Origin of the sequence: Microbacterium sp. PI-1, assembly GCF_004337555.1 — a bacterium.
In the GTDB taxonomy this organism is placed as follows: domain Bacteria; phylum Actinomycetota; class Actinomycetes; order Actinomycetales; family Microbacteriaceae; genus Microbacterium; species Microbacterium aurugineum.
This window is the reverse complement of sequence record NZ_SJYZ01000002.1, coordinates 215159-241691: the sequence shown is the minus strand read 5'-3', so window position 1 is coordinate 241691 and position 26533 is coordinate 215159. Positions and strand designations below refer to the sequence as shown.

Genomic DNA, 26533 nt, shown 5'->3' with positions numbered 1-26533 from the left:
CACGTCCGCTCTACGCCGCACATCGGCGGCGCGGAGGATCGGCAAGCGCCGCGGCGCGGCGCGGATTGGATGAAAGCGATATGGCGACCTACACGCTCCCCGACCTTCCCTACGACTTCGCAGCGCTCGAGCCGCACATCAGCGGCAAGATCATGGAGCTGCACCACGACAAGCACCACGCGGCCTACGTCGCCGGCGCGAACACTGCTCTCGACCAGCTCGCCGAGGCCCGTGAGAGCGGCAACCTCGCGAACGTCAACAAGCTCGAGAAGGACCTCGCGTTCAACCTCGGTGGTCACGTGAACCACTCGATCTTCTGGACGAACCTGTCGCCGAACGGCGGGGGACAGCCCGAGGGTGAGCTGAAGGCCGCCATCGACGAGTACTTCGGCTCGTTCGAGAAGTTCCAGGCGCACTTCACGGCTGCCGCCACCGGCATCCAGGGTTCCGGATGGGCCGTGCTCAGCTGGGATTCGATCGGCTCGCGTCTGATCGTCCAGCAGCTGTTCGACCAGCAGTCGAACACCGCGCAGGGCACGATTCCGCTGTTCCAGCTCGACATGTGGGAGCACGCGTTCTACCTCGACTACCTCAACGTCAAGGCGGACTACGTCAAGGCGGCGTGGAACATCGCGAACTGGGAGAACGTCGCCCAGCGTCTCGAGGTCGCCCGTAAGCAGACGAACGGCCTGCTGGTACTGTCGTAGTCGGGTTGCGTCCCGGCGGGCCTCGGCTCGTCGGGACGCTCTCTCAGCCAAAAAACCCCCGCGCATCACGCATGCTGGAAAGTGGCGTGCTGCGCACGAGAAACAGGGAGACCTGAGTGTCTGTCAAGATCGGTATCAACGGCTTCGGCCGCATCGGACGCAACTACTTCCGCGCGGCTCTCGCGCAGGGAGCAGACCTTGAGATCGTCGCCGTCAACGACCTCACCGACAACAAGACCCTGGCGCACCTGCTGAAGTACGACTCGGTCGGCGGCGTCCTCGACGCCGAGATCAGCTACGACGACGACAGCATCACCGTCAACGGCAAGACCATCAAGGCCTTCGCCGAGCGCGACCCCGCCGGTCTTCCGTGGGGTGAGCTGGGTGTCGACATCGTCATCGAGTCGACCGGTTTCTTCACCAAGGCCGAACTCGCCAAGAAGCACATCGAGGCCGGTGCGAAGAAGGTCCTCATCTCGGCTCCGGGTACCGGTGTCGACGGCACGTTCGTGATGGGCGTGAACGAGGACACGTACAACCCGGAGACGGACCACATCATCTCCAACGCGTCGTGCACCACGAACTGCCTCGCGCCGCTCGCACAGGTCTTCAACGACGCGTTCGGAATCGACCGCGGCTTCATGATGACCGCGCACGCCTACACCGCAGACCAGAACCTGCAGGACGGTCCGCACAGCGACCTCCGTCGTGCACGCGCCGCCGCGATCAACATCACGCCCGCGTCGACCGGCGCTGCCAAGGCGATCGGCGAGGTGCTCCCGGAACTCCAGGGCAAGCTCAGCGGCTCGTCCTACCGCGTCCCGGTTCCCACCGGCTCGATCGTCGACCTCACCCTCATCACCGACCGCGAGAACCTGACGGTCGACGAGGTCAACGAGGCCTACAAGAAGGCTGCGGCCGAGGGTCGCCTCGCGGGCTTCCTCCAGTACAACGAGGATCCGATCGTCTCGAGCGACATCGTGCACAACCCGCACTCGTCGATCTTCGACTCCACCCTCACCAACGTCAGCGGAAACCTGATCAAGGTGTCCAGCTGGTACGACAACGAGTGGGGTTACTCCAACCGTCTGGTCGACCTGACCGAGTACGTGGCCGAGCGCCTCTAAACTCAGAAACATGACTCTGCGCACCCTGGACACTCTGGGGTCGCTCGAGGGCAAGCGTGTCATCGTCCGTTGTGATCTCAACGTCCCCCTGCGGGATGGGATCATCACGGACGATGGCCGTGTCCGCGCCTCGCTGCCGACCCTCAACACACTGATCAACGCGGGCGCCCGCGTCATCGTGTGCTCCCACCTCGGACGCCCGGACGGCGCGCCCGACCCGCAGTACAGCCTGGAGCCGGTGGCGCAACGCCTCTCCGAACTCCTCGGCTCCCCGGTCGCGTTCGCACGCGACACGGTCGGCGAGTCGGCGACGGATGCCGTCGAGTCGCTCGAGGACGGTGGAGTCGTCGTCATCGAGAACCTGCGGTTCAACCCGGGGGAGACCTCGAAGGATGAGGCGACGCGTGCGGCCTTCGCGGCAGAGCTCGCGAAGCTCGGCGACGTGCTCGTCTCCGACGGGTTCGGGGTGGTGCATCGCAAGCAGGCGAGCGTCTACGAACTCGCCGAGTTGCTGCCTTCCGCTGCCGGTCTGCTGATCGCAGCCGAGCTCGATGTGCTGGACCGTCTGACCGAGAATCCGGAGCGTCCCTACGCGGTCGTGCTCGGAGGCTCGAAGGTCAGCGACAAGCTCGGCGTCATCTCGCATCTGCTTCCGCGGGTCGACAAGATCCTCGTCGGCGGCGGGATGCTGTTCACCTTCCTCAAGGCACAGGGCCACGCCGTGGCATCGAGCCTCCTGGAGGAGGACCAGCTCGACACCGTTCGTGGCTACATCGCCGAAGCCGCCGAGCGCGGTGTGGAGCTCGTGCTCCCCACCGACGTCGTCGTCGCCGCGTCCTTCGGCGCGGACGCCGCGCACGAGGTCGCTGCGGCCGATGCCATCGAATCCACGCCGTTCGGCGCCTCGGGCATCGGCCTGGACATCGGTCCCGAGACGGCTGCGCGATTCGCCGAGGTGATCCGCGACTCGAAGACGGTGTTCTGGAACGGCCCGATGGGCGTGTTCGAGTTCCCCGCCTTCGCAGCGGGGACCAAGGCCGTCGCGCAGGCGCTCACCGAGGTCGACGGTCTCAGTGTCGTCGGCGGGGGCGACTCCGCTGCCGCGGTGCGTCAGCTGGGCTTCTCCGATGAACAGTTCGGTCATATCTCGACCGGCGGCGGCGCGAGCCTCGAATTCCTCGAGGGCAAGAAACTACCTGGGCTGGAGGTCCTCGGATGGGCGTGAACTCCCGTACCCCGCTGATCGCGGGAAACTGGAAGATGAATCTCGACCACCTTCAGGCGGTCGCGTTCGTGCAGAAGCTGCACTGGACGTTGAAGGATGCGAAGCATGAAGACGGGTCCGTCGAGGTGGCGGTCTTCCCGCCCTTCACGGACATCCGCAGCGTGCAGACGCTCATCGATGCGGACAAGATCCCCTTCGCTCTCGGCGCGCAGGATGTCTCGGCGCACGACTCCGGTGCATACACCGGCGAGGTATCGGGCGCATTCCTGGCGAAGCTCGACGCGAAGTACGTCATCATCGGCCACTCCGAGCGTCGCGAGTACCACTCCGAAGGCGACGACGTCGTGGCGGCCAAGGTGCAGGCTTCCCTCAAGCATGGCCTCGTTCCGGTGATCTGCGTCGGTGAGACGGCAGAGGACCTCGAGAAGTTCGGGGCGAGCGCGGTTCCCGCCGGTCAGCTCGAGGCCGCACTCCAGGGCGTCTCCGCGCAGGCGGACATCGTCGTGGCGTACGAGCCGGTGTGGGCCATCGGCTCCGGTCAGGCGGCGACTCCGCAGCAGGCGCAGGATGTCTGCGCCTCCCTGCGTGGGGTCATCGCGAAGGTTCTGGGCGACGAGGCCGCCGCGCGCACGCGGATCCTCTACGGCGGGTCCGTGAAGGCGGCGAACATCGCCAGCTTCATGCGTGAGCCCGATGTGGACGGCGCTCTCGTCGGCGGGGCAAGCCTCGTCGTGGACGAGTTCGCGGCGATCATCCGCTTCGAGAAGCACGTCGGCGTGTGAGTGCAGCGGGGCTGCGGCCCCGCTGCACCGTATACTTGACCGTTACGGGGGCGCTCCGGCCCCATCGAAAGGCTCTTTCTCGTGGCAATTCTTGAGTTCGTCCTGCAGGTCGTGCTGGGTATCACCAGCGTCCTGCTGACCCTCCTCATCCTCTTGCACAAAGGTCGCGGCGGTGGCTTGTCCGACATGTTCGGTGGCGGCATGACGTCTGCCGTCGGCTCCTCCGGCCTTGCGGAGCGGAACCTGAACCGCTTCACCGTCGTCCTGGCTCTGACGTGGTTTATCTCCATCGTCGCGCTGGGCCTCATCACGAAATTCGAGGTCATCTGATGGCTACCGGTGGAAACGCGATCCGCGGCACCCGCGTGGGCTCCGGCCCGATGGGGGAGCAGGACCACGGTTATCACGCCGACCGCATCGCGGTCTCGTACTGGGACGGGCTCGGCAACGAGACCGTGCGCTACTTCGCAGCCGGTCTCCCGGAAGAGGAGATCCCGGAGACGATCGACCACCCGCAGTCCGGTCTGCCTGCCGGACGCGACAAGGAGAATCCGCCTGCGCTCGCGAAGGCGGAGCCCTATAAGACGCACCTCGCGTACGTGAAGGAGCGTCGTACAGACGAGGAAGCGGTCCAGCTGCTCGACGACGCGCTCACGCAGCTGCGTGAGCGTCGGGGCCAGTGACCTCGACCTGACATCGAAGAAGCCGCCGCGATCACTCGCGGCGGCTTCTCTCGTCTCGCCCGGGTGCGGGGCTCAGCGGCACCCGGCAGCGGCGTCGATGTACTCCTGCGGCGGGTAGCCGTATGCCCAGACTCCGTTGGCGTCATCGGTGTATCCCATGCTGATCGCCCAGGCGGTCGCCCACTTCTCGATGCTGTCCTGCGTGGAGGCGTCGTACATGTCCTCGCACTTCACGCTGATCGCGTGGCCCACCTCGTGTGCGACGAGTGCTTTGCTCCGCTCGGCGGGCCACTGTTCGGCGACCGAGTTCGACAACTCGATGATCGCGCGATCCGGGTCGTCCCACCACCACGTCGTGTAGCCGCCCATGCTGCCGTTGTACCCCGCACCGTTCACCACGGGAGCCCAGTCGAACTCCAGCAGGACTCCGGGGGCGAGTGACCGCGCGAAGGCCTCGATCTCCAGTCTCGCGTTCTGCAGGGGCCCCGCCTTCTCCGCCAGTTCTTGGGCCTCGGTGGCGACGACCTCGGCGGCGGCTCCCTGCAGGGACAGGTACGTCGTCGCCGCAGCGGCGTCCAGGGTGGTCGTCGCGGCGGCGTCTGCAGCGGCGTTCCGCAACGCGATCACGGCATCGTTCCTCGCGGAGAGATGCGCCTTCTCGAAGCCGGCGGCGGCCTCGCCCGCTGTCGCGAGAAGGGCCACCCCGCTCCGGGAGACACCGTCACCGACGGTGGCGATCTCGGTCGTCACCGTGCGCAGATCGTCGGAGAGGCGGCTTGTCGATGCCAGGTGCTGCTCCAGAAGCGTCGTCGATCCGAAGAGCTCCCAGAACCACACCGGCTTCTCGCCGGATGAGGGAACCTCGGTCGCCACGATCTCCTCGGCGGAGACGGCGACGATCTCCGCGTCCTCGGTCGCAATGGTCAGCGCGGCCCCCAGCTCCGCATCCACGGCGACAGCCGGCTTCTCGACGGAGAGGATCTGCTCCGCCGCATCGGTGACATCGCGCAGTTCGGTGATGTCGCTGCCGACCTCCGTCTTCGCCGTGGACGCCGTCTCCGCGGCCTCGGCGTACCGCGATGCGGCGTTGTCGTAGCCGAGGTTCGCAGCCACCTGCGTGATCGAGAGAGCGGCGATCACCGCGACGCCGCCGACCAGTCCCAGGATCAGCCCACGGCGATTTTTCCGCTGTGCGGGAGGGGAGAGGGGAGGCGGGGTGGACCAGAACGCGACAGGTAGTCGATGCTCGCCGGAAGAAGGCGTCGGCGTGTCGAGAGGTGGCGGGGTCGGGATTGTCACATCGTGCCCATTCGGTGGGGCCTTCCGGCCGGTGGCTGCCTGCATCGATGCTGTCAGCGTATTCGACTGCCGGGCGGAGAGACGAGAAGGCCCCCACCGCGGGGGTGGGGGCCTTCTGGAGTGGAGGGGCTGACGGGAATCGAACCCGCATCATTAGTTTGGAAGACTAAGGCTTTACCACTAAGCTACAGCCCCGGATCCGAGACTCCGGAAGTCTCGGTACCGACTCAACGACTATACCGGACTCTGGCGCATGCTCCGGTCCGTTAGACTCGGTGGGGCTGAATCTGCGTGCGGATTCCCCGGGGCGTAGCTCAGCTTGGTAGAGCGCCCGCTTTGGGAGCGGGAGGTCGCAGGTTCAACTCCTGTCGCCCCGACACGGCCCCACGGACCTTACAGCCGCGATACCGCGCGGAAATCACAAGGAGAACACACCAGCATGGCGAACAGCACCGTCGAGAAGCTGACCCCGACCCGGGTCAAGCTCACCATCACGGTCACCCCGGACGACCTCAAGCCCAGCATCGCGCACGCCTATGAGCACATCGCTCAGGACGTGCAGATCCCCGGCTTCCGCAAGGGCAAGGTTCCGGCGCCCATCATCGATCAGCGCATCGGCCGCGGTGCCGTCATCGAGCACGCGGTGAACGAGGGCCTGGACAAGTTCTTCCGCGACGCCACGGTCGAGCACAAGCTGCGTGTCGTCGGTCGTCCCGCGGCGGATATCACCCAGTGGCCGAGCGAGAAGGACTTCTCGGGCGATCTGCTCGTCGACATCGAGGTGGACGTCCGTCCGGAGATCGAGCTCCCCTCCTACGACGGCATCACGGTGACCGTCGACGCCGTCGAGGCGGATGACGCTGCGCTCGACGCTGAGCTCGACAACATGCGTGCCCGCTTCGGCACGCTCGTCCCGGTCGACCGTCCGGCCACAAAGGGTGACTTCGTGGACCTCGACCTCGTCGCCACCATCGACGGCGCCGAGATCGACCGCGCCGAGGGCGTCTCCTACGAGATCGGCTCCGGCGAGCTGCTTGAGGGCATCGACGACGCGATCGAGTCCCTCACCGCGGGTGAGGACACCACGTTCCGCTCGGCTCTCGTCGGTGGCGACCACGCCGGCTCCGAGGCCGAGGTCTCCGTGACGGTCAAGGCCGTCAAGGAGCGCGAGCTGCCCGAGGCGGACGACGACTTCGCTCAGATCGCGAGCGAGTTCGACACGATCGCGGAACTCCGCGAGAGCCTCGCCGAGCGTGTCGCTCAGCAGGGCGTCTTCACGCAGGGCTCCGCGGCGCGCGACAAGCTGGTCGAGGTGCTTCTCGAGCAGATCGAGATCCCGGTTCCGCCGCAGCTCATCGAAGACGAGGTCCATAACCACCTCGAGGGCGAAGGCCGTCTCGAGGACGACGTGCACCGTGCCGAGGTCACCGAGGCGAGCGAGAAGCAGTTCCGCACGCAGGTGCTGCTCGACACGATCGCCGAACAGGCCGACGTGCAGGTCTCGCAGGAGGAGCTCAGCCAGTACCTCATCCAGTCGGCTGCGCAGTACGGCATGGCTCCGCAGGAGTTCGTCGAGGCTCTGCAGTCCTCGAACCAGCTCCCCGCGCTCGTCGGTGAGGTCGCCCGCAACAAGGCCCTCGCGATCGCGCTCGGCAAGGTGAAGGTCGTCGACAGCAACGGCAAGGCCGTCGACCTGTCCGACTTCATCGTGACCGATGACGAGGCCGCTGAGGCTGAGGCTGAGACCGCCGAGGCCGAGGAGAAGCCCGCCAAGAAGGCGCCGGCCAAGAAGCCGGCCGCCAAGAAGGCTCCGGCCAAGAAGGCCGACGAGGCTGACGAGGCCGAGAAGCCGGCCGCCAAGAAGCCGGCTGCCAAGAAGGCTCCGGCCAAGAAGGCTGCCGACAAGGCCGAGTGATCTACACGATCCAGTGAAGAGGGCGGATGCTGCGGCATCCGCCCTCTTTTCCTATCGAGGGGACAACCATGACGAAGAGCTGGGACGAGCGCGTGGATGAGGTGTGGGCGCAGGCCTCCGGCGAGGAGGTCGGAGCCGACACGATCGCGCGCATCGACGCACTGGCCGCGGAACGCGGACCCGATGACGCCCGTGCGGAGTTCGAACGGGCCGGTGCCCGCGACTCCGCGGGCTTGCCGGCCGAAGCGGTCGCGCTGTATCGACGTGCTCTCGCGCTGGGGATCGACGAGGAGCACCGTCCGCAGTGCGTGATCCAGCTGGCGAGTTCGCTGCGGAACCTCGGTGAGTACGACGACGCCCTCGCCGTCATCCGCGCGGAGGAGGAACGGTCGGCCGACGGTCCGTACCGCGATGCCGTCGCCACGGTGCACGCGCTCATCCTCGCGAGCGCGGGTCGGCCGGCACAGGGCCTCTCCGTGGCGTTGCTCGCCCTGGTGCCCCACCTTCCGCGTTACCACCGGTCGATGACGGCATACGCCCTCGAGATCGCTGACGCCGACACCTGATATGCCGACGGCGAACACGGCCTGGGTGCCGCGCCTGCGCCGGTAGATTCGAATCACTGAAACACGGAATCAGGAGCTGACATGGCTGCAGAACCCCTCCTCGCAACGAGCGTCTTCGACAGGTTGCTGAAGGACCGCATCATCTGGCTCGGCTCGGAGGTGCGAGACGAGAACGCGAACGAGATCTGCGCGAAGATCCTTCTTCTCGCCGCAGAGGACTCCGAGCGAGACATCTACCTCTACGTGAACTCGCCCGGTGGCTCGATCACCGCCGGCATGGCGATCTACGACACGATGCAGTTCGTGCCGAACGATATCGTCACGGTCGGAATCGGTATGGCCGCATCGATGGGGCAGCTGCTCCTGACCGCGGGCACCAAGGGCAAGCGCTACATCACCCCGAACGCGCGTGTGCTGCTTCACCAGCCGCACGGTGGCTTCGGCGGGACGTCGAGTGACATCCAGACCCAGGCGCAGCTCATCATGTCGATGAAGAACCGTCTCGCGGAGATCACCGCGGCCCAGACCGGCAAGTCGGTCGAGCAGATCAACGCCGATGGTGACCGCGACCGCTGGTTCACCGCCGAGGAAGCGCTGGAATACGGCTTCGTCGACCACATCCGCGAATCGGCCTCCGACGTCATCGGCGGCGGCGGAACCGACCAGGACACCGAGTAACGGAAAGCGAAAGGACGCTCATGTACACACCCACCTTCCGCTCATCCGGTGACCTGCCCTCCAGCCGCTACGTGCTCCCGCAGTTCGAGGAGCGCACCGCCTACGGCTTCAAGCGTCAGGACCCGTACAACAAGCTGTTCGAAGACCGCGTGATCTTCCTCGGCGTGCAGGTCGACGATGCGTCTGCCGACGATGTGATGGCTCAGCTCCTCGTCCTGGAGAGCCAGGACTCCGAGCGCGACATCACGATGTACATCAACTCGCCCGGTGGCTCGTTCACCGCGATGACGGCGATCTACGACACGATGCAGTACGTCGCGCCGCAGATCCAGACCGTGGTCCTCGGGCAGGCGGCCTCGGCGGCCGCCGTGCTGCTCGCGGCCGGTGCGCCGGGCAAGCGACTCGCGCTTCCGAACGCTCGCGTGCTCATCCACCAGCCCGCGATGGGCGAAGCCGGTCACGGACAGGCTTCCGACATCGAGATCCAGGCCGCGGAGATCCTCCGCATGCGGACCTGGCTCGAGGAGACCCTGGCCGGGCACACGAACCGCACCCCGGAGCAGGTGAACCGCGACATCGATCGCGACAACATCCTCTCCGCCACGCAGGCACTCGAGTACGGCATCGTCGACCAGGTGCTCACCACGCGCAAGCGCGTCTGAGCGTCTATGACATCGAAAGGGCGCCCGTCGGATCTGACGGGCGTCCTTTCGTCGTCTCCGGCGGATGTGCAACCTCCTTCGCTCGATCTGCGCATATGAGCACACAGGTGCGCGGACGCAGTATTGGGCCTACCCTGGAGGAGGAAGGAGGATGCCGTGGAAGAAGATCTGCTCATGGTTCGCGTCGCCGAGCTGTATTACGACGAGGACAAGACCCAGGACGAGATCGGCGGACTTCTCAAGATCTCCCGCTGGAAGGTCGGTCGTCTGCTCACTCAGGCGAGGGAACGTGGAATCGTGCGTATCGAGATCGTGCATCCTCGGGCCCGGCGCCTCGGCCTCGAACGGCTCCTCGTCGAGAGGTTCGGACTGACGGACGCCGTCGTCGTTCCTTCGCCGGAGGGTGACGACGGGACGCTGGAGCGCGTCGCGCAAGCCGCGGCCGACTTCCTCACCGCTCTGCGACCGGTTCCCCGCACCCTCGGCGTGAGCTGGGGTCGCACCCTGCGCGCCGTCGCGGAGGCCCTTCCCGACGGGTGGGCCAACGGTGTCACCGTGGTGCAGCTCAATGGGGGAGTGAGCCTGAACCGCCGTTCGGGTGGCGCCGCGGGGCTGGCCGTCACGATCGCCCAGAGGGCCTCGGGTCAGGTATCGCTGCTCCCCAGTCCCGCCATCCTCGAGCGAGTCGAGACCAAGCAGGCCATCGAGTCGGACCGCACGGTCGCGGCCGTGCTCGAAGAGGCTGCGGAGGCGCAGGCGTTCCTCTTCACCGCAGGCCCCTGCGATGCCTCGTCCGCCCATGTCGAGAACGGATACCTCCGTGCGGAGGACGTGGAGGAACTCGCACGCCGAGGCGCGGTCGGCGACGTTCTCGGCCGCTACGTCGACGCGGAGGGCAACATCGTCGACTCGCAACTCGACGCCCGGACGGTCGGCGTCTCGCTCGACCGTCTTCGCGGAGCCACCCATGCGATCTTCGTGACGGCGGGTCCCGCCAAGCACGACATCGCACGTACAGTCGTGACCAGTGGCCTGTGCGGCGTTCTGGTGACCGATGAGACCACAGCACGAGCATTGTTGGAGGAACAGTGACGACCAAAGAACTCAGCCGCAGGGCGGCGGTGGATGTTCTCGGCGCCGAGCCGGACGACGCCACTCTCCGGCGCTTCCTGCACGGACTTCCGGGAGTGGACGCCGTCGGTCTGGAACAGCGCGCAGCCGGACTCGGCACGCGTTCGATCAAGACCACGTCGAAGGCCTGGGCGCTCGACACCATCATCAAGCTGATCGACCTCACGACGCTGGAGGGAGCGGACACCCCCGGCAAGGTGCGCTCGCTCGTCGCCAAGGCGAAGACCCCCGATGCCGCCGATCCGTCGACACCGCGCGTTGCGGCGGTCTGCGTCTACGGCGACATGGTCGGCGACGCGGTGAGCGCGCTCGGCGGTCTGCACGGCGACCCCGACGACGGTCTGATCTCGGTCGCGGCGGTGGCCACGGCATTCCCGAGTGGGCGCTCATCGCTCGCGATCAAGCTCGCCGACACCGCTGAGGCGGTCGCCGCCGGAGCTGACGAGATCGACATGGTCATCGACCGCGGGGCGTTCCTCTCCGGCCGCTACGGGCTCGTGTTCGACCAGATCGCCCAGGTCAAGGAAGCCTGCCGGCGTGAGGACGGCTCGTACGCCTCTCTCAAGGTGATCCTCGAGACCGGTGAGCTGAACACGTACGACAACATCAAGCGCGCGTCCTGGCTCGGCATCCTTGCCGGCGGCGACTTCATCAAGACCTCGACCGGCAAGGTCCAGCCAGCTGCGACGCTCCCCACGACGCTGCTCATGCTCGAGACCGTCCGCGATTGGTATCGCGGGACCGGGGAGAAGATCGGTGTGAAGCCCGCCGGTGGCATCCGCTCCTCGAAGGACGCGGTGAAGTACCTGGTCACCGTCGCCGAGACGGTGGGCGAGGAGTGGCTGCAGCCGCACCTCTTCCGTTTCGGAGCCTCCAGCCTCCTCAACGACGTTCTCCTGCAGCGTCAGAAGCTCACTTCCGGCCACTACTCGGGCCCCGACTACGTCACGATCGACTGACGGGAAGACGAACATGTCATTTCTGGAATACGCTCCGGCACCGGAGTCCACCGCGATCCTGAACCTCAAGGACAGCTACGGTCTGTTCATCGACGGCGAGTTCGTCGACGGCTCCGGTTCGTCCTTCTCGACGATCTCGCCGTCGAGCGAGAAGCACATCGCCGAGATCGCCTCCGCCAGCGACGAGGACGTCGACCGTGCGGTCGCCGCCGCGCGCCGCGCCTATGACAAGACGTGGTCGAAGATGAGCGGACGCGACCGCGGGAAGTACCTCTTCCGCATCGCCCGCCTCGTGCAGGAGCGCGCCCGTGAGCTCGCGGTCGCCGAGAGCCTCGACAACGGAAAGCCGATCAAGGAGAGCCGTGACGTCGACGTGCCCCTCGTCGCCTCCTGGTTCTTCTACTACGCAGGGTGGGCGGACAAGCTCGATCACGCCGGACTCGGGGCGAACCCGCGCGCGCTCGGCGTCGCCGGACAGATCATCCCGTGGAACTTCCCCCTGCTGATGCTCGCGTGGAAGATCGCGCCCGCTCTCGCGGCCGGGAACACCGTCGTGCTCAAGCCCGCCGAGACCACCCCGCTGACGGCGCTCCTCTTCGCGGAGATCCTGCAGCAGGCCGACCTTCCGGCCGGTGTCGTGAACATCGTGACCGGAGCCGGCGCGACCGGATCGACGCTGGTGCGCCACCCCGACGTGGACAAGGTCGCCTTCACCGGTTCCACGGGGGTCGGTCGTGACATCGCCCGGGCCGTGGGAGGAACCGCCAAGAAGGTCACCCTGGAGCTCGGCGGCAAGGCGGCGAACATCGTGTTCGACGACGCGCCGATCGACCAGGCCGTCGAGGGCATCGTGAACGGCATCTTCTTCAATCAGGGCCATGTGTGCTGTGCCGGAAGCCGTCTGCTGGTCCAGGAGTCGATCCACGACGAGGTCGTCGACCGACTCAAGACTCGCCTGTCGACGCTGCGGCTGGGGGATCCCCTCGACAAGAACACCGACATCGGTGCGATCAACTCCGCCGCGCAGCTCGCGCGGATCCGCGAGCTCAGCGACATCGGTGAGGCGGAGGGCGCGGAGCGGTGGACCGCCGACTGCGCCATCCCCGAACAGGGGTTCTGGTTCGCTCCGACGATCTTCACCGGGGTCGAGGCGTCGCACCGCATCGCCCGCGATGAGGTCTTCGGCCCTGTGCTGTCGGTGCTGACCTTCCGCACCCCGGCGGAGGCGATCGCGAAGGCGAACAACACGCCCTACGGCCTCTCCGCCGGCATCTGGTCGGACAAGGGATCGCGCATCCTCGCGGTGGCCGACCGACTGCGCGCCGGTGTGATCTGGGCCAACACGTTCAACCGATTCGACCCGTCGAGCCCGTTCGGCGGTTACAAGGAATCCGGGTACGGCCGCGAAGGCGGACGTCAGGGACTCACCGCCTACCTCAAGGGAGCCGCAGCATGAGCAAGCGTCTGACCGTTCCGAAGACGTACAAGCTGGCGATCGGCGGCGCCTTCCCGCGCAGTGAGTCCGGACGCACCTATGAGGTGCTCTCACCCAAGGGCGCGTTCCTCGCGAACGCCGCCAAGGGGTCACGCAAGGATGCCCGCGATGCCGTGGTCGCCGCGCGTGCCGCGGTGAAGGGCTGGTCGGGTGCGACCGCCTACAACCGCGGGCAGGTGCTGTACCGTGTCGCCGAGGTGCTCGAAGGCCGCAGAGCGCAGTTCATCGACGAGATCGTGGCGCAGGAGGGGGCTTCGTCGTCCGCTGCTGCCGCTCAGGTCGACGAGGCGATCGATCTGTGGGTCTGGTACGCCGGATGGTGCGACAAGTACGCCCAGGTGGCGGGCAATGCGAACCCGGTGTCCGGTCCGTACTTCAACATCTCCGTACCGGAGCCGACCGGTGTGGTGGCCATCGTCGCCCCGCAGGACTCGTCGTTGCTCGGGTTCGTCTCGGTCGTCGCGCCTGCTCTGGTCGCGGGTAACACCGTCGTGGTCGTCGCGAGTGAGCAGCACCCGCTGTCGGCCATCAGCCTTGCGGAGGTTCTGGCCACGAGCGACGTCCCCGGCGGCGTCGTCAACGTGCTCACCGGTTCGCCGGCCGAGATCGCCCCGTGGCTCGCCTCGCATCAGGACGTGAACGCCCTCGATCTGGCCGGCGCGGGCGACCTCGACTGGGTCGACATGCAGATCGCGGCCGCCGACACGCTCAAGCGCGTGCTCACGCCGGGTGAAGTGATCGCCTCCCCGGAGCGGATCGGTGCTTTCACCGAGGTGAAGACCGTCTGGCACACCAAGAGCATGGTCTGATCCGCGTCCGCGGATCTCTCCGAATGCTGCGGCGTCTCGCCCGGTGCGCACCGGGCGAGGCGCCGCAACGTCGTCCGGCTTCCGACGTGTCCGCGCCAATGCGGCCCTGTGTCACATGCAGCGGTTAGGCTCGAAGGACGATCTCTGATCCCCCCATAGGAGGACGCGCATGGCACGCATCGGTGAAAGCGCTGACCTGTTCAAATGCTCTTTCTGCGGAAAGAGTCAGAAGCAGGTCCAGCAGCTCATCGCCGGCCCCGGCGTGTACATCTGCGACGAGTGCGTGGAGCTGTGCAACGAGATCATCGAGGAGCGGATGGCGGAGTCGTCCGCCGACGGGGCAGCGGAGTTCGAGTTGCCCAAGCCTCGTGAGATCTTCTCCTTCCTCGAGGAGTACGTCGTCGGCCAGGAGCCCGCGAAGCGCGCTCTCTCGGTCGCGGTCTACAACCACTACAAGCGCGTCCGCGCGCACGGCACACTTCAGACGGCGGAGCAGCGCGCCGAAGAAGTCGAGATCGCGAAGAGCAACATCCTCCTCATCGGCCCGACGGGCTGCGGGAAGACCTATCTCGCGCAGACGCTCGCCAAGCGCCTCAACGTTCCCTTCGCCGTCGCGGATGCCACGGCGCTGACCGAGGCCGGCTATGTCGGTGAAGACGTTGAGAACATCCTGCTCAAGCTCATCCAGGCCGCCGACTACGACGTCAAGCGCGCCGAACAGGGCATCATCTACATCGACGAGGTCGACAAGATCGCCCGCAAGGCGGAGAACCCGTCGATCACGCGTGATGTCTCGGGCGAGGGTGTGCAGCAGGCACTGCTCAAGATCATCGAGGGCACGGTGGCCTCGGTGCCCCCGCAGGGCGGACGCAAGCATCCGCATCAGGAGTTCCTGCAGATCGACACGTCGAACGTCCTGTTCATCGTCGCGGGAGCCTTCGCCGGCCTGGAAGACATCGTGTCGGCGCGGGTCGGCAAGCACGGCATCGGCTTCGGCGCCCCGTTGCATGACAAGGGCAAAGACCTCGATCTTTTCAGCGAAGTGCTCCCGGAAGACCTGCACAAGTTCGGCCTGATCCCCGAGTTCATCGGGCGTCTCCCCGTCGTCACGAACGTCTCGCCCCTCGACCAGGACGCCCTGATCGACATCCTCACGGGGCCTCGCAATGCGCTGGTGAAGCAGTACCAGCGCATGTTCGAGATCGACGGTGTGCAGCTCGAGTTCGAAGAGGACGCACTGCGATCGATCGCCGACCTCGCCGTGGAGCGCAAGACCGGCGCGCGTGGCCTCCGCGCGATCCTCGAGGATGTCCTCGGACCCATCATGTTCGAGATCCCGTCGGCGGAAGACGTCGCCAAGGTCATCGTGACTCGGGCGGCTGTCGAAGAGGGCGCGCCGCCGACCATCGTGATGGAGCGCAAGCGCAAGAGCGCGTGACCGGACGCCCGGCGCCCTGGACGACGCCGTCGAGCGAGACCATCGTCGAGGACCGATGATGCCATCCTCGTCGAGGAGTATCGGCATGGCGCGGGGATCGTCGCGATAGGCACGAAAGCGGTCAGCGTCCCACGATTCCGTCGCTGAGTCCCCGCCGTTTCAGGAGCGGTTCGATCTCGGCGTCGCGTCCACGGAAGTCACGGTAGGCGGCGAGAGGATCTTTCGAGCCCCCGACACCGAGCAGCCGCTCGCGGAACCGATCGCCATTGCCGCGAGTGAGACCGCCGTTGTCGCGGAACCACTCGACGGTATCGGCGTCGAGCACCTCGCTCCAGATGTACGAGTAGTAGCCCGCGCTGTATCCGCCGGAGAACACGTGGGCGAAGTAGGTGGAGGAGTAGCGCGTCGGCACCGCGGGGTCATCGAGGCCGATGTCGGCCAACGCGGCAGCCTCGAACGCGGCGACGTCGATGACCTTCGCGTCGGTGCCCAGCCGGTGCCAGGCTTGGTCGAGCCAGGCAGCAGCCAGGTACTCGCTCGTCGCGTGCCCCTGGTCGAACGTCTCGGTGGCGCGCAGACGCTCCACGATCGCGGGATCCAGAGGGGCGCCGGTCTCATGATGACGCGCGTAGTTGTCGAGGACCTCCGGCCACAGGATCCACATCTCGTTCACCTGGCTCGGGAACTCGACGAAGTCGCGGAACACGTTCGTCCCCGCGAAGTGCGGGTACGTCACGCGCGCGAAGAGTCCGTGCAGGGCATGCCCGAACTCGTGGAACAGCGTCGTCACCTCGTCGAGCGTCAACAGGGTCGGCTCCCCGTCACCCGGCAGCGGCACGTTCAGGTTGTTGACGACGACGGGAGCCGTGCCGCGCAGTCGCGACTGACTCACGATCGCGTTCATCCAGGCGCCGCCGCGCTTCGAGTCACGCGTGTAGAGGTCGAGCACGTAGAGGCCGACAGGTGAGCCGTCGGCGTTGCGCACCTCGAAGACCCGCGCACCCGGGTGGTAGGCGACGAGATCCTCACGCTCGGCGAAGGTGACGCCGTACAGCCGCGTCGCCGCGTAGAAGACACCGTCCTGCAGGACACGCTCCGCTTCGAACCAGGGGCGCAGGGCACGGGAGTCGATGTCGTAGCGCGCAGTGCGGACCCGCTCGGTGTAGAACGCCCAGTCGTGGGCTTCGACGGCGAACGGGGCAGGCTCGGTCTCGTCGACGATCGCCTGGAGCGCCGCCCGCTCTTCGCGCGCATTCCGCGCTGCGGGGCCGGCGAGGCGACGCAGCATCTGCTCGACAGCGTCCGGAGTACCGGCCGTCTCGTCGGCGGTGACGTAGGCGGCATGCGACTCGTACCCCAGCAGAGCCGCTCGCTCCGCGCGCAGCCGCACGATCTCGGTCAGCACGGCACGGTTGTCGTTCGCGTTCCCTCGGGAAGCGCGTGCGAGCGATGCCGCCATGATGCGACGTCGAGACTCTCGCACGCGCAGCTGGGCCAGCGCCGGGTGCCCGGTGAAGAGCGGAAGCGTGATGAGGAACTTCCCCTCCAGCCCCCGGTCGGCCGCCGCACGTGTGGCCGCCGAGAGCTCACCGCTGCTCAGACCCTCCAGCTCGGCCGCGGAGTCGAAGACGACGGCGAGGTCGTTCGTGTCGTTGAGCAGGTTGCGCTCGAAGGTGTTGGTCAAAGTGGACAGCCGCTGGTTCAGCGCGGTCAGCCGCGTCTTGGCCTCGTCATCCAGGCCCGCGCCCGCGTGCGTCATCTCCCGGTGATGGCGTTCCACCAGATACCGCTGCTCGGCGTCGAGGTCCAGAGCATCGCGCTGCTCGTACACCTGCCGTATCCGCCAGTACAGGGCGCCGTCGAGCGTGATCGCGTCCTGGTGTGCGGCCATGAGCGGCGCGAGCTGCTCGTCGATCTCCTGGATCTCCGGCGTCGCGTCTGCTGAGCTCACGGTGTAGAAGACGTGTGCGACGCGGTCGAGCAACTCGCCGGAGCGCTCCAGAGCCTCCACGGTGTTCTCGAACGTCGGCATCGACCGGACCATCGTGATGCGCTGGATCTCGCGGAGCTGCTCGTCGAACCCCGCCTGGAACGCCGGGAGATAGTGCTCGGGCCGGATCGCCGGGTAGTCGGGGAGGCCGTACGGGAGGGGCGACGGCTGCAGCAACGGGTTCGTGGCGTCGGTCATCCTCCGAGCCTATCCATCGACCTGCGCAGGCTCAGGAACCGTCTTCGCTCAGGCGCGTCATCACCCGCCGCAGTGCTTCTACGACCGTGCGGACCGAGCGTCGACGCAGGTTCTCCGGACGTGCGAGCACGTCGATCATCCGATGGGTGCTCACCCCTTCGAGCGGGATGCGCACGATGTCCCGGTCGTCCACACTGCGCGACGTGTATCGCGGCAGCATCCCGAGCACCCCGCCGGCGGCGACCACGGCGGAGACGGCACCGTAGTCGTTGATGCGGTGATGGATCTCGACGGGCCGGCTGGCGACGGCGGACACGGCGCGGAGCACGTCGTCGGGGGAGTAGCCGATGCGGCTGGTGACCCACCGTTCCCCAGCGACATCGGCCGGTATGAGGCTCGACCGGGTGGAGAGCGGGTGCGACTTCGACACGGCGACGTCGAGGGGCTCGCGTACGAGCGTCAGACTCCGCATCCCCGCTGTCGGCCAAGGTGCCGAATGCTCCATGCGATGCGCCAGGACGAGATCGTAGCGCGCTGTCAATGCGGGGAACTCGCTCTGTGCGACATCTTCGTCGGTGACCTGCACGCTCGGTGCGGACGCGTCGCCCGTGAACTCGCGCAACAAGGGTCCGAACAGCGCTTGCCCCACGCTGTGGAATCCGCTGACGCTGACGACTCCGGTCGGGGAGTCCTCGAACTCCTCCACGGCATGCCGGGCTGCGGCCATGGCATCGATCGCCTCGGTCGCCGCCGCTGCGAGGACCGCGCCCGCGGGAGTGAGGGAGAGGGTCCGTCCCTGCTTCTTGGTGAGGGGTGTGGGGAAGCCTCTCTGGAGTGCCGTGAGCTGCTGCGAGACCGCGGAGGGGGTGACCCGGAGGGCGTCGGCCACGGCCGTGACGCTTCCGAGCGCGCCGAGTTCGCGCAGGATCTGCAATTGATGGAGCTCCATCCGCAAAACATTAGCATTTGCTAAATGATCACTGCAGACGATGGCGATTGCTCTACATGGTCGGATGCGCTGGGATCGGAAGCATGAAGGCACTGTTCAAGGATGCACCGGGTGCCGGGCTCGAGCTCGTCGAGCGTCCGGACCCGACCGCCGGCCCCGATGAGGTCGTGATCCGGGTCCTGCGCACCGGGATCTGCGGCACCGACCTGCACATCCTCCGCTGGGACGACTGGGCGGCCTCGGCGATCGCCGCCCCGCTGATCCCTGGCCATGAGTTCTACGGCGAGGTCGTTGAGGTGGGACCCTCGGTGCACGACATCGCAGTCGGGGACCGCGTCTCGGGAGAAGGGCACATCGTGTGCGGCACGTGCCGCAACTGTCGAGCAGGTCGTCGTCAGATGTGCATCCGCACGATCGGCCTCGGGCTGCAGCGGGACGGCGCCTTCGCGGAGTTCCTCGCGCTGCCCGCGGCGAACGTCTGGGTGCATCACGCCGATGTGACGCCGGAGCTCGGAGCGATCTTCGATCCGCTGGGGAACGCCGTCCACACGGCGCTGACCTTCCCGCTCGTCGGCGAAGACGTTCTGGTGACGGGCTGCGGTCCGATCGGACTCATGGCGATCGCCGTCGCCCGGCACGCCGGAGCCCGCTTCATCGCGGCGACCGATGTGAGCGCCCCGCGGCTGGAGATGGCACGCCGGATGGGCGCCGACGAGGTCGTCGACGTCTCGGTGCGGGACATCCGCGACGCGCAGCACGCCCTCGGCATGCGGGAAGGCTTCGACATCGGATTCGAGATGAGCGGCGCGGCATCGGCGCTCCCGGCGCTGATCGACAACATGAACCACGGCGGGCGCATCGCCATGCTCGGTCTGCCGAGCAGCGGCTTCGAGATCGACTGGGGCAAGCTGGTCACCCACATGCTCACGATCAAGGGGATCTACGGGCGCGAGATGTTCGAGACCTGGAACGCGATGGGGGCGATGCTCCAGACGAGCGCGACCCTGCGCGATGCCATCGGACGTGTGATCGCCGACGTCGTCCCGGTGCGCGACTGGCGAAGAGGCTTCGCTGCGGCGGAGTCAGCGGGAACAGGCAAGATCATCCTCGACTGGACGGAGTTGTGATGTACGGAACCTTCAAGGACCACGTGGCGGGAGAGCTGGCGGCCATCGAGGAGGCCGGGCTCACCAAGCATGAGCGTGGCATTCGCGGCCCCCAGAGTGCCGAGATCACGGCGGACGGCGCGGAGGTGCTGAACTTCTGCGCGAACAACTACCTCGGCCTCGCCGATGACCCGCGCATCCTGGATGCGGCGACCGGGGCACTGCAGGAATGGGGCTACGGGCTCGCGAGCGTCCGCTTCATCTGCGGTACGCAGGAGCAGCATCTCGAGCTCGAACGCCGTCTCGCCGACTTCCTCGGGACGGACGACGCGATCCTCTACTCGTCGTGCTTCGATGCGAACGGGGGAGTGTTCGAGACGCTCTTCTCCGCGGAGGACGCCATCATCTCGGACGAGCTCAACCACGCGTCGATCATCGACGGCATCAGGCTCTCGAAGGCGCGCAGGCTTCGCTACCGCAACCGTGACCTGGCCGACCTCGAGGAGCAGCTGCGGGCGGCGTCGGATGCGCGGCACAGGGTCATCGTGACCGACGGGGTCTTCTCGATGGACGGCTACATCGCACCCCTCGCTGCGATCTGCGACCTGGCCGAGCGCTACGACGCCCTGGTGTTCGTGGACGACTCCCATGCCGTCGGGTTCGTGGGCGAGAACGGGCGGGGGACGCCGGAGCTGTGCGGGGTCGCCGACCGCGTCGACATCTACACCGGAACATTCGGGAAGGCCCTGGGCGGAGCATCCGGCGGCTACGTCGCATCGCATGCGGAGATCGTCGCGCTGCTGCGTCAGCGTTCGCGCCCGTACCTGTTCTCGAACACGCTCGCGCCCGCGATCGTCGCCGGGACCCTGACCGCACTCGATCTCGTGGAGGGCTCGGCAGACCTCCGGTCGCGTCTGCGCAGCAACGCGGCACTCTTCCGCGAGCGGATGGAAGCCGAGGGATTCGACCTGCTTCCCGGTGAGCATCCGATCGTCCCGGTGATGTTCGGGGATGCCGCGAAGACAGCGCGGATCGCTCGCGAGATGCAGGAGCGGGGGGTCTACGTCACCGCCTTCAGCTTCCCGGTCGTCCCCCGCGACCTGGCGCGGATACGGGTGCAGCTCTCGGCGGCGCACACGCCGGAGCAGGTGGAGAGATGTGTCGCGGCGTTCGTCGCGGCCCGTGCTGCCGTGGCCTAGACGGGAGTGCAAAGGAAAACTTGCAAAGAAGTCTTTGCAAGAGTATCTTTGCATGCATGACGAACGAGACGCAGGTACGCACCCTCGACGCCGGTGCGCTGAAGGCTCTGGCGCATCCGCTCCGAGTGAAGATCTTCGACCTGCTCGCCTCACGCGGCCCGCAGACCGCCAGCTCACTCGCGGCCCTCGTCGGAGAGACCTCCGGATCCACGAGTTATCACCTCCGCGCTCTCGCCGCCCATGACCTGATCCGCGAGGTCGAGGGGCGGGGCACCGCACGGGAGCGCTGGTGGGAGCGGCCCAAGGGGCGCATCGACGTGCCCGGGCCCGATGACATGACGTCGCCGGCCAACCGCGCGGCGGCACAGATCGTGACCTCGGAGTTCTTCCGCCTGCGTCACGAGACGTTGATGTCGTACCTGAACCGCCCGCAGTCGGAGGTGCCCGAGGCCTGGAGCGAGGTGGGAATCACGATCACGACCCACCTCGACATGACTCCCGACCAGGCGATGTCCCTTCGGCAGGAGCTCGAGGCGATCGTCGAGAGTGCCATCGAGCGCTACCGAGGTCAGACCGGACCCGACGTGCGGCGGGTATCGCTCCGCGCGGAACTCTTCGACCTGCCGACGCCGTCGACCGCGGTGCAGGGTTCGACCGACGATGCTGTGGAGGAATCATGACCAGTGCGACACTTCACCTGACGGCGCCGACGCAGACCGAGCGGGGGCTGCTGAAGCTGGCCGACCGCCTCACGGTCTACGTCGAGCACCGGATCGCCCGACGTGCACAGAAGCGCGTGCTCGCGCTCGACCTCCTTCGCGAACAGCAGGCGCGCCGACACGATCCCCGCGCGGTGGACCACCTGCTCGCGCAGCTGGGGGCTCCCCGCCGCTGACTGTTCCGGACACGCGCCGACGCCCCTGGTGAATGCCGAGACCCCCTGCTGCCTACGCGGCCAGCAGGGGGTCTCGGCGCTGCACGGGGGTCTCGGGTCAGTCCTCGAAGGGGCGCGCGATGATCTCGCCGGAGCGGTCCTGGAAGACCTCCCAGCCGGCATCGAGCTCTGCGATCGCGCGGCCCTCGAGCCACGTGAGCGTCCAGTGGCCCGTGAGACCTTTCGACTCCACCTCGGCGATGGCGGCCCGGAGGGACGCGGGCACCGAGGCCGGAGCTTCCGACCCTGCGGCCCAGCGCGTACCGAGCTGCATCAGGATGCCTCGACCGGGGCGAGCTCGATCGCCGTCACCGCGAACTCCTCCGATTCACTGAACTCGAGCTCGGCGATGCGACCGACCGCACGCAGGTCGTCCGCCGCTGCACGGAGTGCGTCGAGCTTCACGGAAGGCGCGGAGATCGCGGCGCGGGACACCGGGGTCTTCTGCGACGCCTTGGCTTCGGTCTTCGCACGACGGATGCCGATCAGCGCCTCGCTCGCGGCGGCGAGGACCGCCGGATCGCCGTCGATGCCGAGGGGCGTCGGCCACGCGGCCGTGTGCACCGAACCCTCCTCGAACCACGACCAGGACTCTTCGGTCGCGAACGAGAGCACCGGGGCGAGCAGACGGAGCAGCGTCGAGAGCGCAAGGCGCAGCGAGAGTGCCGCGGAGGCCTGCCCCACGTCGGTCTGGTCGTAGGCACGCTCCTTGACCAGTTCGAGGTAGTCGTCGCAGAACGTCCAGAAGAACGCCTCCGTGAGCTCCAGGGCCCGCGCGGCGTCATACCGGTCGAAGGCCTTCGTGGCTTCGATGACCACGTCGTCGAGCGCGGTCAGCATCGACGCATCCAGCGCGTGGGTCACCTGCGCGCCTTCCGGCACGGGGAACGACAGCACGAACTTCGCGGCGTTGAGCACCTTGATCGCCAGACGGCGGCCGATCTTCACCTGCGTGGGGTTCTGCGGGTCGAAGGCGGCGTCCATGCCGAGGCGGCTCGATGCGGCCCAGTAGCGCACCGCGTCCGAGCCGTGGGCGTCGAGCACGTCGGCGGGTGTGACGACATTCCCCTTCGACTTCGACATCTTCTTGCGGTCGGGATCGACGATGAAGCCGGAGATCGCGGCGTTGCGCCACGGCGTCCGGTCATCCTCGAGCGTGGAACGCAGCATCGTGGAGAAGAGCCAGGTGCGGATGATGTCCTGTCCCTGCGGGCGGAGATCGAACGGCGCAGTGAGCTGCCAGAGCTCCTCGTCGCGCTGCCAGCCCCCGGCCAGCTGCGGCGTGAGCGACGATGTCGCCCAGGTGTCGAGGATGTCCGCTTCGGCCTCGAACCCGCTCGGCACACCGCGCTGGTCCTCGGTGTACCCCGCCGGCACATCGGTCGTCGGGTCGATCGGGAGCGTCGCCGCATCCGGGGTGAGCACGCGGTCGTAATCGCGCTCCCCGTTCTCGTCGAGGGCGTACCAGAGGGGGATCGGCACGCCGAAGAAGCGCTGACGGGACACCAGCCAGTCGCCGGTCAGGCCACCGACCCAGTTCTCGTACCGCACCCGCATGAACTCCGGGTGCCAGGCCAGTTCCTGACCGTGTGCGAGGAGCTTGTCGCGCAGCTCGCCGTCACGGGCGCCGTTGCGGATGTACCACTGGCGCGTGGAGACGATCTCGAGCGGACGGTCGCCCTTCTCGAAGAACTTCACGGCGTGGTTGAAGGGCTTGCCGACCGCGGTCATGTCGCCGGTCGCCTGCAGCTTCTCGACGATCGCCTTGCGCGCGCTGAAGACGGTCTTGCCCGCGAGCTCCTCGGCGTACCAGGCGATCGCGTCGCTGTTCGCGACAGAGGAGGGTGCTTCGGGCAGGAAGCGACCATCGAGGCCGATCGTGGTCATGTTCGGCAGCGGCTGGTCCTCGGTGGTCCGCAGCTCGCGCCACCACACGATGTCGGTGACGTCACCGAAGGTGCAGACCATCGCCGCGCCGGTGCCCTTGTCGGGCTGGGCGAGGTGATGACCGTGGATCTCGATCTCCGCACCGAAGAACGGCGTCCTCACCTTGGTGCCGATGAGGTGCTTGTGTGGCCCTTCCGGATGTGTCACGAGAGCGATGCAGGCGGGAAGCAGCTCCGGGCGGGTGGTGTCGATGGCGATCGATCCCGAGCCGTCGGCGAAGGGGAACTCGATCGTGTGATAGGCCGCCTGCTGGTCGCGGTCCTCGAGCTCGGCCTGCGCGATCGCGGAGCGGAAGTCGATGTCCCACAGGGTCGGGGCCAGGGCCTGATAGGCCTCGCCGCGCTCGATGTTGCGGAGGAACGCGAGCTGGCTCTGACGGATCGTGTCGTCCGAGATCGTGCGGTAGGTCTGCGTCCAGTCCACGCTCAGCCCGAGCTGGCGGAACAGCGCCTCGAACTGCTTCTCATCCTCGATCGTGAGGCGCTCGCAGAGCTCGATGAAGTTGCGACGGCTGATCGGCTGCTGGTCGGCGGCACGGCTCGACTTGTTGTCGCCGCCCTCGAACGGCGGGACGAAGTCCGGGGTGTAGGGGAGGGACGGGTCGCAGCGCACGCCGTAGTAGTTCTGCACACGGCGCTCGGTGGGCAGGCCGTTGTCGTCCCAGCCCATCGGGTAGAACACGGTCTTGCCGCGCATGCGCTCGTATCGCGCCTTCACGTCGGTGTGGGTGTACGAGAACACGTGGCCGATGTGCAGGCTGCCGGAGGCCGTCGGCGGCGGGGTGTCGATCGAGTACACGCCCTCACGGCCGGCCTGTGCCGCACGCAGGCGGTCGAACAGGTACGTCCCCTGCTCCGCCCACGCGGAGTCCCACTTCGCTTCGAGGCCTTCGAGAACGGGCTTGTCGGGAATCTGGTTCTGCGTCGATTCGGATGCAGGCATGGAAGGTCTCCTCGAACGATGTATGCGGCACTGTGTGAGCGTGCCTGAGTGTGGGTGTGCCGATCAGTCTACCGAGCGTCCCGGAGAGCGGCCGACCTGGCATATCGACCCAGTCCAACAATTCGCCGTAGGATGGGATCACCCCGACCCGCTCTTTCTGAGGAATCGTCATGCCCGCACACCCCGCGCGCCGCCTGCTGCCCTTCGCCGCGCTCGCCGCCACCACCGCTCTGGTGCTGAGCGCCTGCGCCACCCCCGGTTCCGACGGGGACGGCGGAGAGCTCGTCTGGTCCATCGAGGGGGCGAACCTCTCGGCCGGGCACATGGATCCGCAGGTGAGTCAGCTCGACGTCTCCGGCATGGTGCAGCGGGCGGTGCTCGACTCGCTCGTGTTCCAGGAGGACGACGGATCCTTCTCACCCTGGCTCGCGAAGGACTGGACCGTCTCGGACGACAGCACCGAGTACACGTTCACTCTCCGCGACGACGTGACCTTCACCGACGGTGAGAAGTTCGACGCCGCCGCGGTCAAGGCGAACTTCGACCGCATCGTCGACCCCGAGACCGCGTCCGCGCAGGCGGCCAGCATGCTCGGCGCCGACTTCTACGAAGGCACCGAAGTCGTCGACGAGCACACGGTGACGGTGACCTTCACGCAGCCGTACGCACCCTTCCTGCAGGCCGCGAGCACGCCGCAGCTGGGCTTCTACTCGCCGGCCGTCCTCGAGACCTCGGCGGACAAGCTGAAGGCGGGCGGGCCCGACATCACCGTCGGCACCGGTCCGTTCGAACTCACCGAGTACACCCCGGATCAGGAGATCGTCTACACCCGCAACGACGACTACGCGTGGGGGCCGCACGATACGAAGGCCCCGAAGTTCGAGACGCTCCGCGTGGAGATCCAGCCGGAGGCCGCCGTCCGCACCGGCGTGGTGACGAGCGGTGAGGCCGACCTCGCCAGCAACATCCCGCCGAACCTCGCGAAAGACCTCGGCGACGGCATCACGGTCGACTCGATCGAGTACCCCGGTCTGCCGTACTCGCTCTACCTGAACGAGAAGTACGGGGTGTTCGCCGACGAGAAGGTGCGTCAGGCGTTCGCTCGCGGCATCGACATCGACGCCGCCGTGGAAGAGATCTACTTCGGCCAGTTCCCGCGTGCATGGAGCATCCTCGGTTCGACGACCCCGGGCTACGACGCGTCGCTTGAGGGCAGCTGGCCGTTCGACCAGGACGCCGCGAACACGCTCCTCGACGAGGCCGGGTGGACCGCACGCGACACCGACGGCATCCGGATGAAGGACGGCGAGCGGCTCTCGGTGCGATGGATCGCCTGGACCCCGGTGCCGGATGACCGTGCCGCTCTCGCGAACGCGATCCAGTCCGATCTCAAGGGGATCGGCTTCGAGGTCGAGCGCGAGGTGCTCGAGCCCGGGGCGTACAACGAGCAGTACGAGCCGAAGACCTTCGACCTCACCGACTGGGGTTTCTCGGGCGTCGACCCCGATCTGCTGCGCAGCCACCTGCACACCGACGGATTCCAGAACGCGTCGCAGGTGAGCGACCCGCAGATCGACGCACTGCTGGAGCAGGCCGTGGCGACCAGCGACCAGGATCAGCGCAATGAGCTGTACACGCAGCTGCAGCAGTGGAACGCCGAGTACACGGCCATCGTGCCGCTCTACAGCCCCTCGGCGATCACGGCTGTCGGCGACCGCGTCGAGGGCCTGCAGTACGACCTCTACGGTCGGCCGCTGTTCTACGATGTGACGGTCGGCTGAACCACCGGCTG

At 67.2% G+C, this 26533-nt stretch carries 25 protein-coding genes and 2 tRNA genes; 21 read left to right on the top strand and 6 right to left on the bottom strand.

All coding sequences use genetic code 11. From position 1 onward, the window contains the following. Positions 1-80: 80 nt before the first annotated feature. The 6 genes from E0W80_RS03100 to E0W80_RS03075 all read left to right on the top strand — a co-directional run bounded on the left by E0W80_RS03100 (position 81) and on the right by E0W80_RS03075 (position 4524). Positions 81-707 (top strand): superoxide dismutase, encoded by a 627-nt coding sequence (locus E0W80_RS03100; protein ID WP_131491252.1) that lies wholly within the window; start codon positions 81-83, stop codon positions 705-707. A 116-nt stretch (positions 708-823) separates the two neighbouring features. After that, complete coding sequence (gap, locus tag E0W80_RS03095; RefSeq protein WP_047524027.1) at positions 824-1834, top strand: type I glyceraldehyde-3-phosphate dehydrogenase; 1011 nt, start codon at positions 824-826, stop codon at positions 1832-1834. A 10-nt stretch (positions 1835-1844) separates the two neighbouring features. Continuing rightward, positions 1845-3059, top strand: coding sequence for a phosphoglycerate kinase (locus E0W80_RS03090; RefSeq protein ID WP_131491251.1), 1215 nt, complete (start codon positions 1845-1847; stop codon positions 3057-3059). Next, entirely contained in the window at positions 3050-3841 is a 792-nt protein-coding gene (gene tpiA / locus E0W80_RS03085) for a triose-phosphate isomerase (RefSeq protein WP_131491250.1), read from the top strand. The genes E0W80_RS03090 and tpiA overlap by 10 nt, the downstream gene beginning before the upstream one ends. A gap of 81 nt (positions 3842-3922) precedes the next feature. Beyond that, positions 3923-4171 carry a preprotein translocase subunit SecG gene (gene secG / locus E0W80_RS03080; RefSeq protein ID WP_047524024.1) on the top strand — a complete coding sequence of 83 codons (249 nt, stop codon included), beginning with the start codon at positions 3923-3925 and terminating at the stop codon, positions 4169-4171. Continuing rightward, the gene (locus tag E0W80_RS03075; RefSeq protein WP_017830291.1) at positions 4171-4524 is read left to right on the top strand and encodes an RNA polymerase-binding protein RbpA; all 354 of its coding nucleotides are present in this window, start codon (positions 4171-4173) and stop codon (positions 4522-4524) included. The genes secG and E0W80_RS03075 overlap by 1 nt, the downstream gene beginning before the upstream one ends. Positions 4525-4596: 72 nt before the next feature. Here E0W80_RS03075 and E0W80_RS03070 read toward each other — a convergent pair whose 3' ends face one another. Both E0W80_RS03070 and E0W80_RS03065 read right to left on the bottom strand, forming a co-directional pair. Then, positions 4597-5823, bottom strand: a complete 1227-nt coding sequence (locus tag E0W80_RS03070; RefSeq protein ID WP_131491249.1) for a hypothetical protein — start codon at positions 5821-5823, stop codon at positions 4597-4599. A gap of 121 nt (positions 5824-5944) precedes the next feature. Continuing rightward, a tRNA-Gly gene (locus E0W80_RS03065) sits at positions 5945-6018 on the bottom strand. A gap of 108 nt (positions 6019-6126) precedes the next feature. On the opposite strand from E0W80_RS03065, the gene E0W80_RS03060 reads away from it, so the two are divergent. The 10 genes from E0W80_RS03060 to clpX all read left to right on the top strand — a co-directional run bounded on the left by E0W80_RS03060 (position 6127) and on the right by clpX (position 15476). Then, a tRNA-Pro gene (locus E0W80_RS03060) sits at positions 6127-6200 on the top strand. Positions 6201-6262: 62 nt separating this feature from the next. After that, positions 6263-7738: a trigger factor gene (gene tig, locus E0W80_RS03055; RefSeq protein WP_131491248.1), complete on the top strand. Its 1476-nt coding sequence runs from the start codon at positions 6263-6265 to the stop codon at positions 7736-7738. A gap of 68 nt (positions 7739-7806) precedes the next feature. After that, positions 7807-8304 carry a tetratricopeptide repeat protein gene (locus E0W80_RS03050; RefSeq protein WP_131491247.1) on the top strand — a complete coding sequence of 166 codons (498 nt, stop codon included), beginning with the start codon at positions 7807-7809 and terminating at the stop codon, positions 8302-8304. A gap of 81 nt (positions 8305-8385) precedes the next feature. Next, positions 8386-8982, top strand: a complete 597-nt coding sequence (locus E0W80_RS03045; protein ID WP_017830295.1) for an ATP-dependent Clp protease proteolytic subunit — start codon at positions 8386-8388, stop codon at positions 8980-8982. Between the two features lie 20 nt (positions 8983-9002). Continuing rightward, positions 9003-9644, top strand: coding sequence for an ATP-dependent Clp protease proteolytic subunit (locus tag E0W80_RS03040; protein WP_047524020.1), 642 nt, complete (start codon positions 9003-9005; stop codon positions 9642-9644). 156 nt (positions 9645-9800) lie between these two features. Further along, entirely contained in the window at positions 9801-10736 is a 936-nt protein-coding gene (locus E0W80_RS03035) for a sugar-binding domain-containing protein (RefSeq protein WP_047524019.1), read from the top strand. Then, positions 10733-11734, top strand: coding sequence for a deoxyribose-phosphate aldolase (gene deoC, locus E0W80_RS03030; RefSeq protein WP_047524018.1), 1002 nt, complete (start codon positions 10733-10735; stop codon positions 11732-11734). Before E0W80_RS03035 ends, deoC begins: the two co-directional genes overlap by 4 nt. Before the next feature lie 13 nt (positions 11735-11747). Continuing rightward, the gene (locus tag E0W80_RS03025) at positions 11748-13190 is read left to right on the top strand and encodes an aldehyde dehydrogenase family protein (protein ID WP_131491246.1); all 1443 of its coding nucleotides are present in this window, start codon (positions 11748-11750) and stop codon (positions 13188-13190) included. Next, the gene (locus tag E0W80_RS03020; protein WP_131491245.1) at positions 13187-14038 is read left to right on the top strand and encodes an aldehyde dehydrogenase family protein; all 852 of its coding nucleotides are present in this window, start codon (positions 13187-13189) and stop codon (positions 14036-14038) included. The genes E0W80_RS03025 and E0W80_RS03020 overlap by 4 nt, the downstream gene beginning before the upstream one ends. 169 nt (positions 14039-14207) lie before the next feature. Further along, positions 14208-15476, top strand: coding sequence for an ATP-dependent Clp protease ATP-binding subunit ClpX (clpX, locus tag E0W80_RS03015; protein ID WP_047524015.1), 1269 nt, complete (start codon positions 14208-14210; stop codon positions 15474-15476). A gap of 121 nt (positions 15477-15597) precedes the next feature. Here the strand turns inward: clpX and E0W80_RS03010 are convergent, their stop codons facing one another. Both E0W80_RS03010 and E0W80_RS03005 read right to left on the bottom strand, forming a co-directional pair. Further along, positions 15598-17664 (bottom strand): M3 family metallopeptidase, encoded by a 2067-nt coding sequence (locus tag E0W80_RS03010; RefSeq protein WP_131491244.1) that lies wholly within the window; start codon positions 17662-17664, stop codon positions 15598-15600. Between the two features lie 31 nt (positions 17665-17695). Further along, positions 17696-18613: a LysR family transcriptional regulator gene (locus E0W80_RS03005; protein WP_131491243.1), complete on the bottom strand. Its 918-nt coding sequence runs from the start codon at positions 18611-18613 to the stop codon at positions 17696-17698. 83 nt (positions 18614-18696) lie between these two features. On the opposite strand from E0W80_RS03005, the gene tdh reads away from it, so the two are divergent. From tdh to E0W80_RS02985, 4 genes are read left to right on the top strand one after another with little or no spacing between them, the layout of a single operon-like run. After that, complete coding sequence (tdh, locus tag E0W80_RS03000; RefSeq protein ID WP_131491242.1) at positions 18697-19740, top strand: L-threonine 3-dehydrogenase; 1044 nt, start codon at positions 18697-18699, stop codon at positions 19738-19740. Further along, positions 19740-20918, top strand: a complete 1179-nt coding sequence (locus E0W80_RS02995) for a glycine C-acetyltransferase (protein ID WP_131491241.1) — start codon at positions 19740-19742, stop codon at positions 20916-20918. The genes tdh and E0W80_RS02995 overlap by 1 nt, the downstream gene beginning before the upstream one ends. A gap of 56 nt (positions 20919-20974) precedes the next feature. Beyond that, entirely contained in the window at positions 20975-21598 is a 624-nt protein-coding gene (locus E0W80_RS02990; RefSeq protein WP_131491240.1) for a helix-turn-helix domain-containing protein, read from the top strand. Continuing rightward, complete coding sequence (locus E0W80_RS02985) at positions 21595-21813, top strand: hypothetical protein (protein ID WP_131491239.1); 219 nt, start codon at positions 21595-21597, stop codon at positions 21811-21813. Before E0W80_RS02990 ends, E0W80_RS02985 begins: the two co-directional genes overlap by 4 nt. A 97-nt stretch (positions 21814-21910) precedes the next feature. Here E0W80_RS02985 and E0W80_RS02980 read toward each other — a convergent pair whose 3' ends face one another. Both E0W80_RS02980 and valS read right to left on the bottom strand, forming a co-directional pair. After that, positions 21911-22126: a hypothetical protein gene (locus tag E0W80_RS02980; RefSeq protein ID WP_047524009.1), complete on the bottom strand. Its 216-nt coding sequence runs from the start codon at positions 22124-22126 to the stop codon at positions 21911-21913. After that, positions 22126-24741, bottom strand: a complete 2616-nt coding sequence (valS, locus tag E0W80_RS02975) for a valine--tRNA ligase (RefSeq protein WP_131491238.1) — start codon at positions 24739-24741, stop codon at positions 22126-22128. The genes E0W80_RS02980 and valS overlap by 1 nt, the downstream gene beginning before the upstream one ends. 170 nt (positions 24742-24911) lie before the next feature. On the opposite strand from valS, the gene E0W80_RS02970 reads away from it, so the two are divergent. After that, the gene (locus E0W80_RS02970; protein ID WP_131491237.1) at positions 24912-26522 is read left to right on the top strand and encodes an ABC transporter substrate-binding protein; all 1611 of its coding nucleotides are present in this window, start codon (positions 24912-24914) and stop codon (positions 26520-26522) included. The last annotated feature ends 11 nt before the right edge of the window (positions 26523-26533 follow it).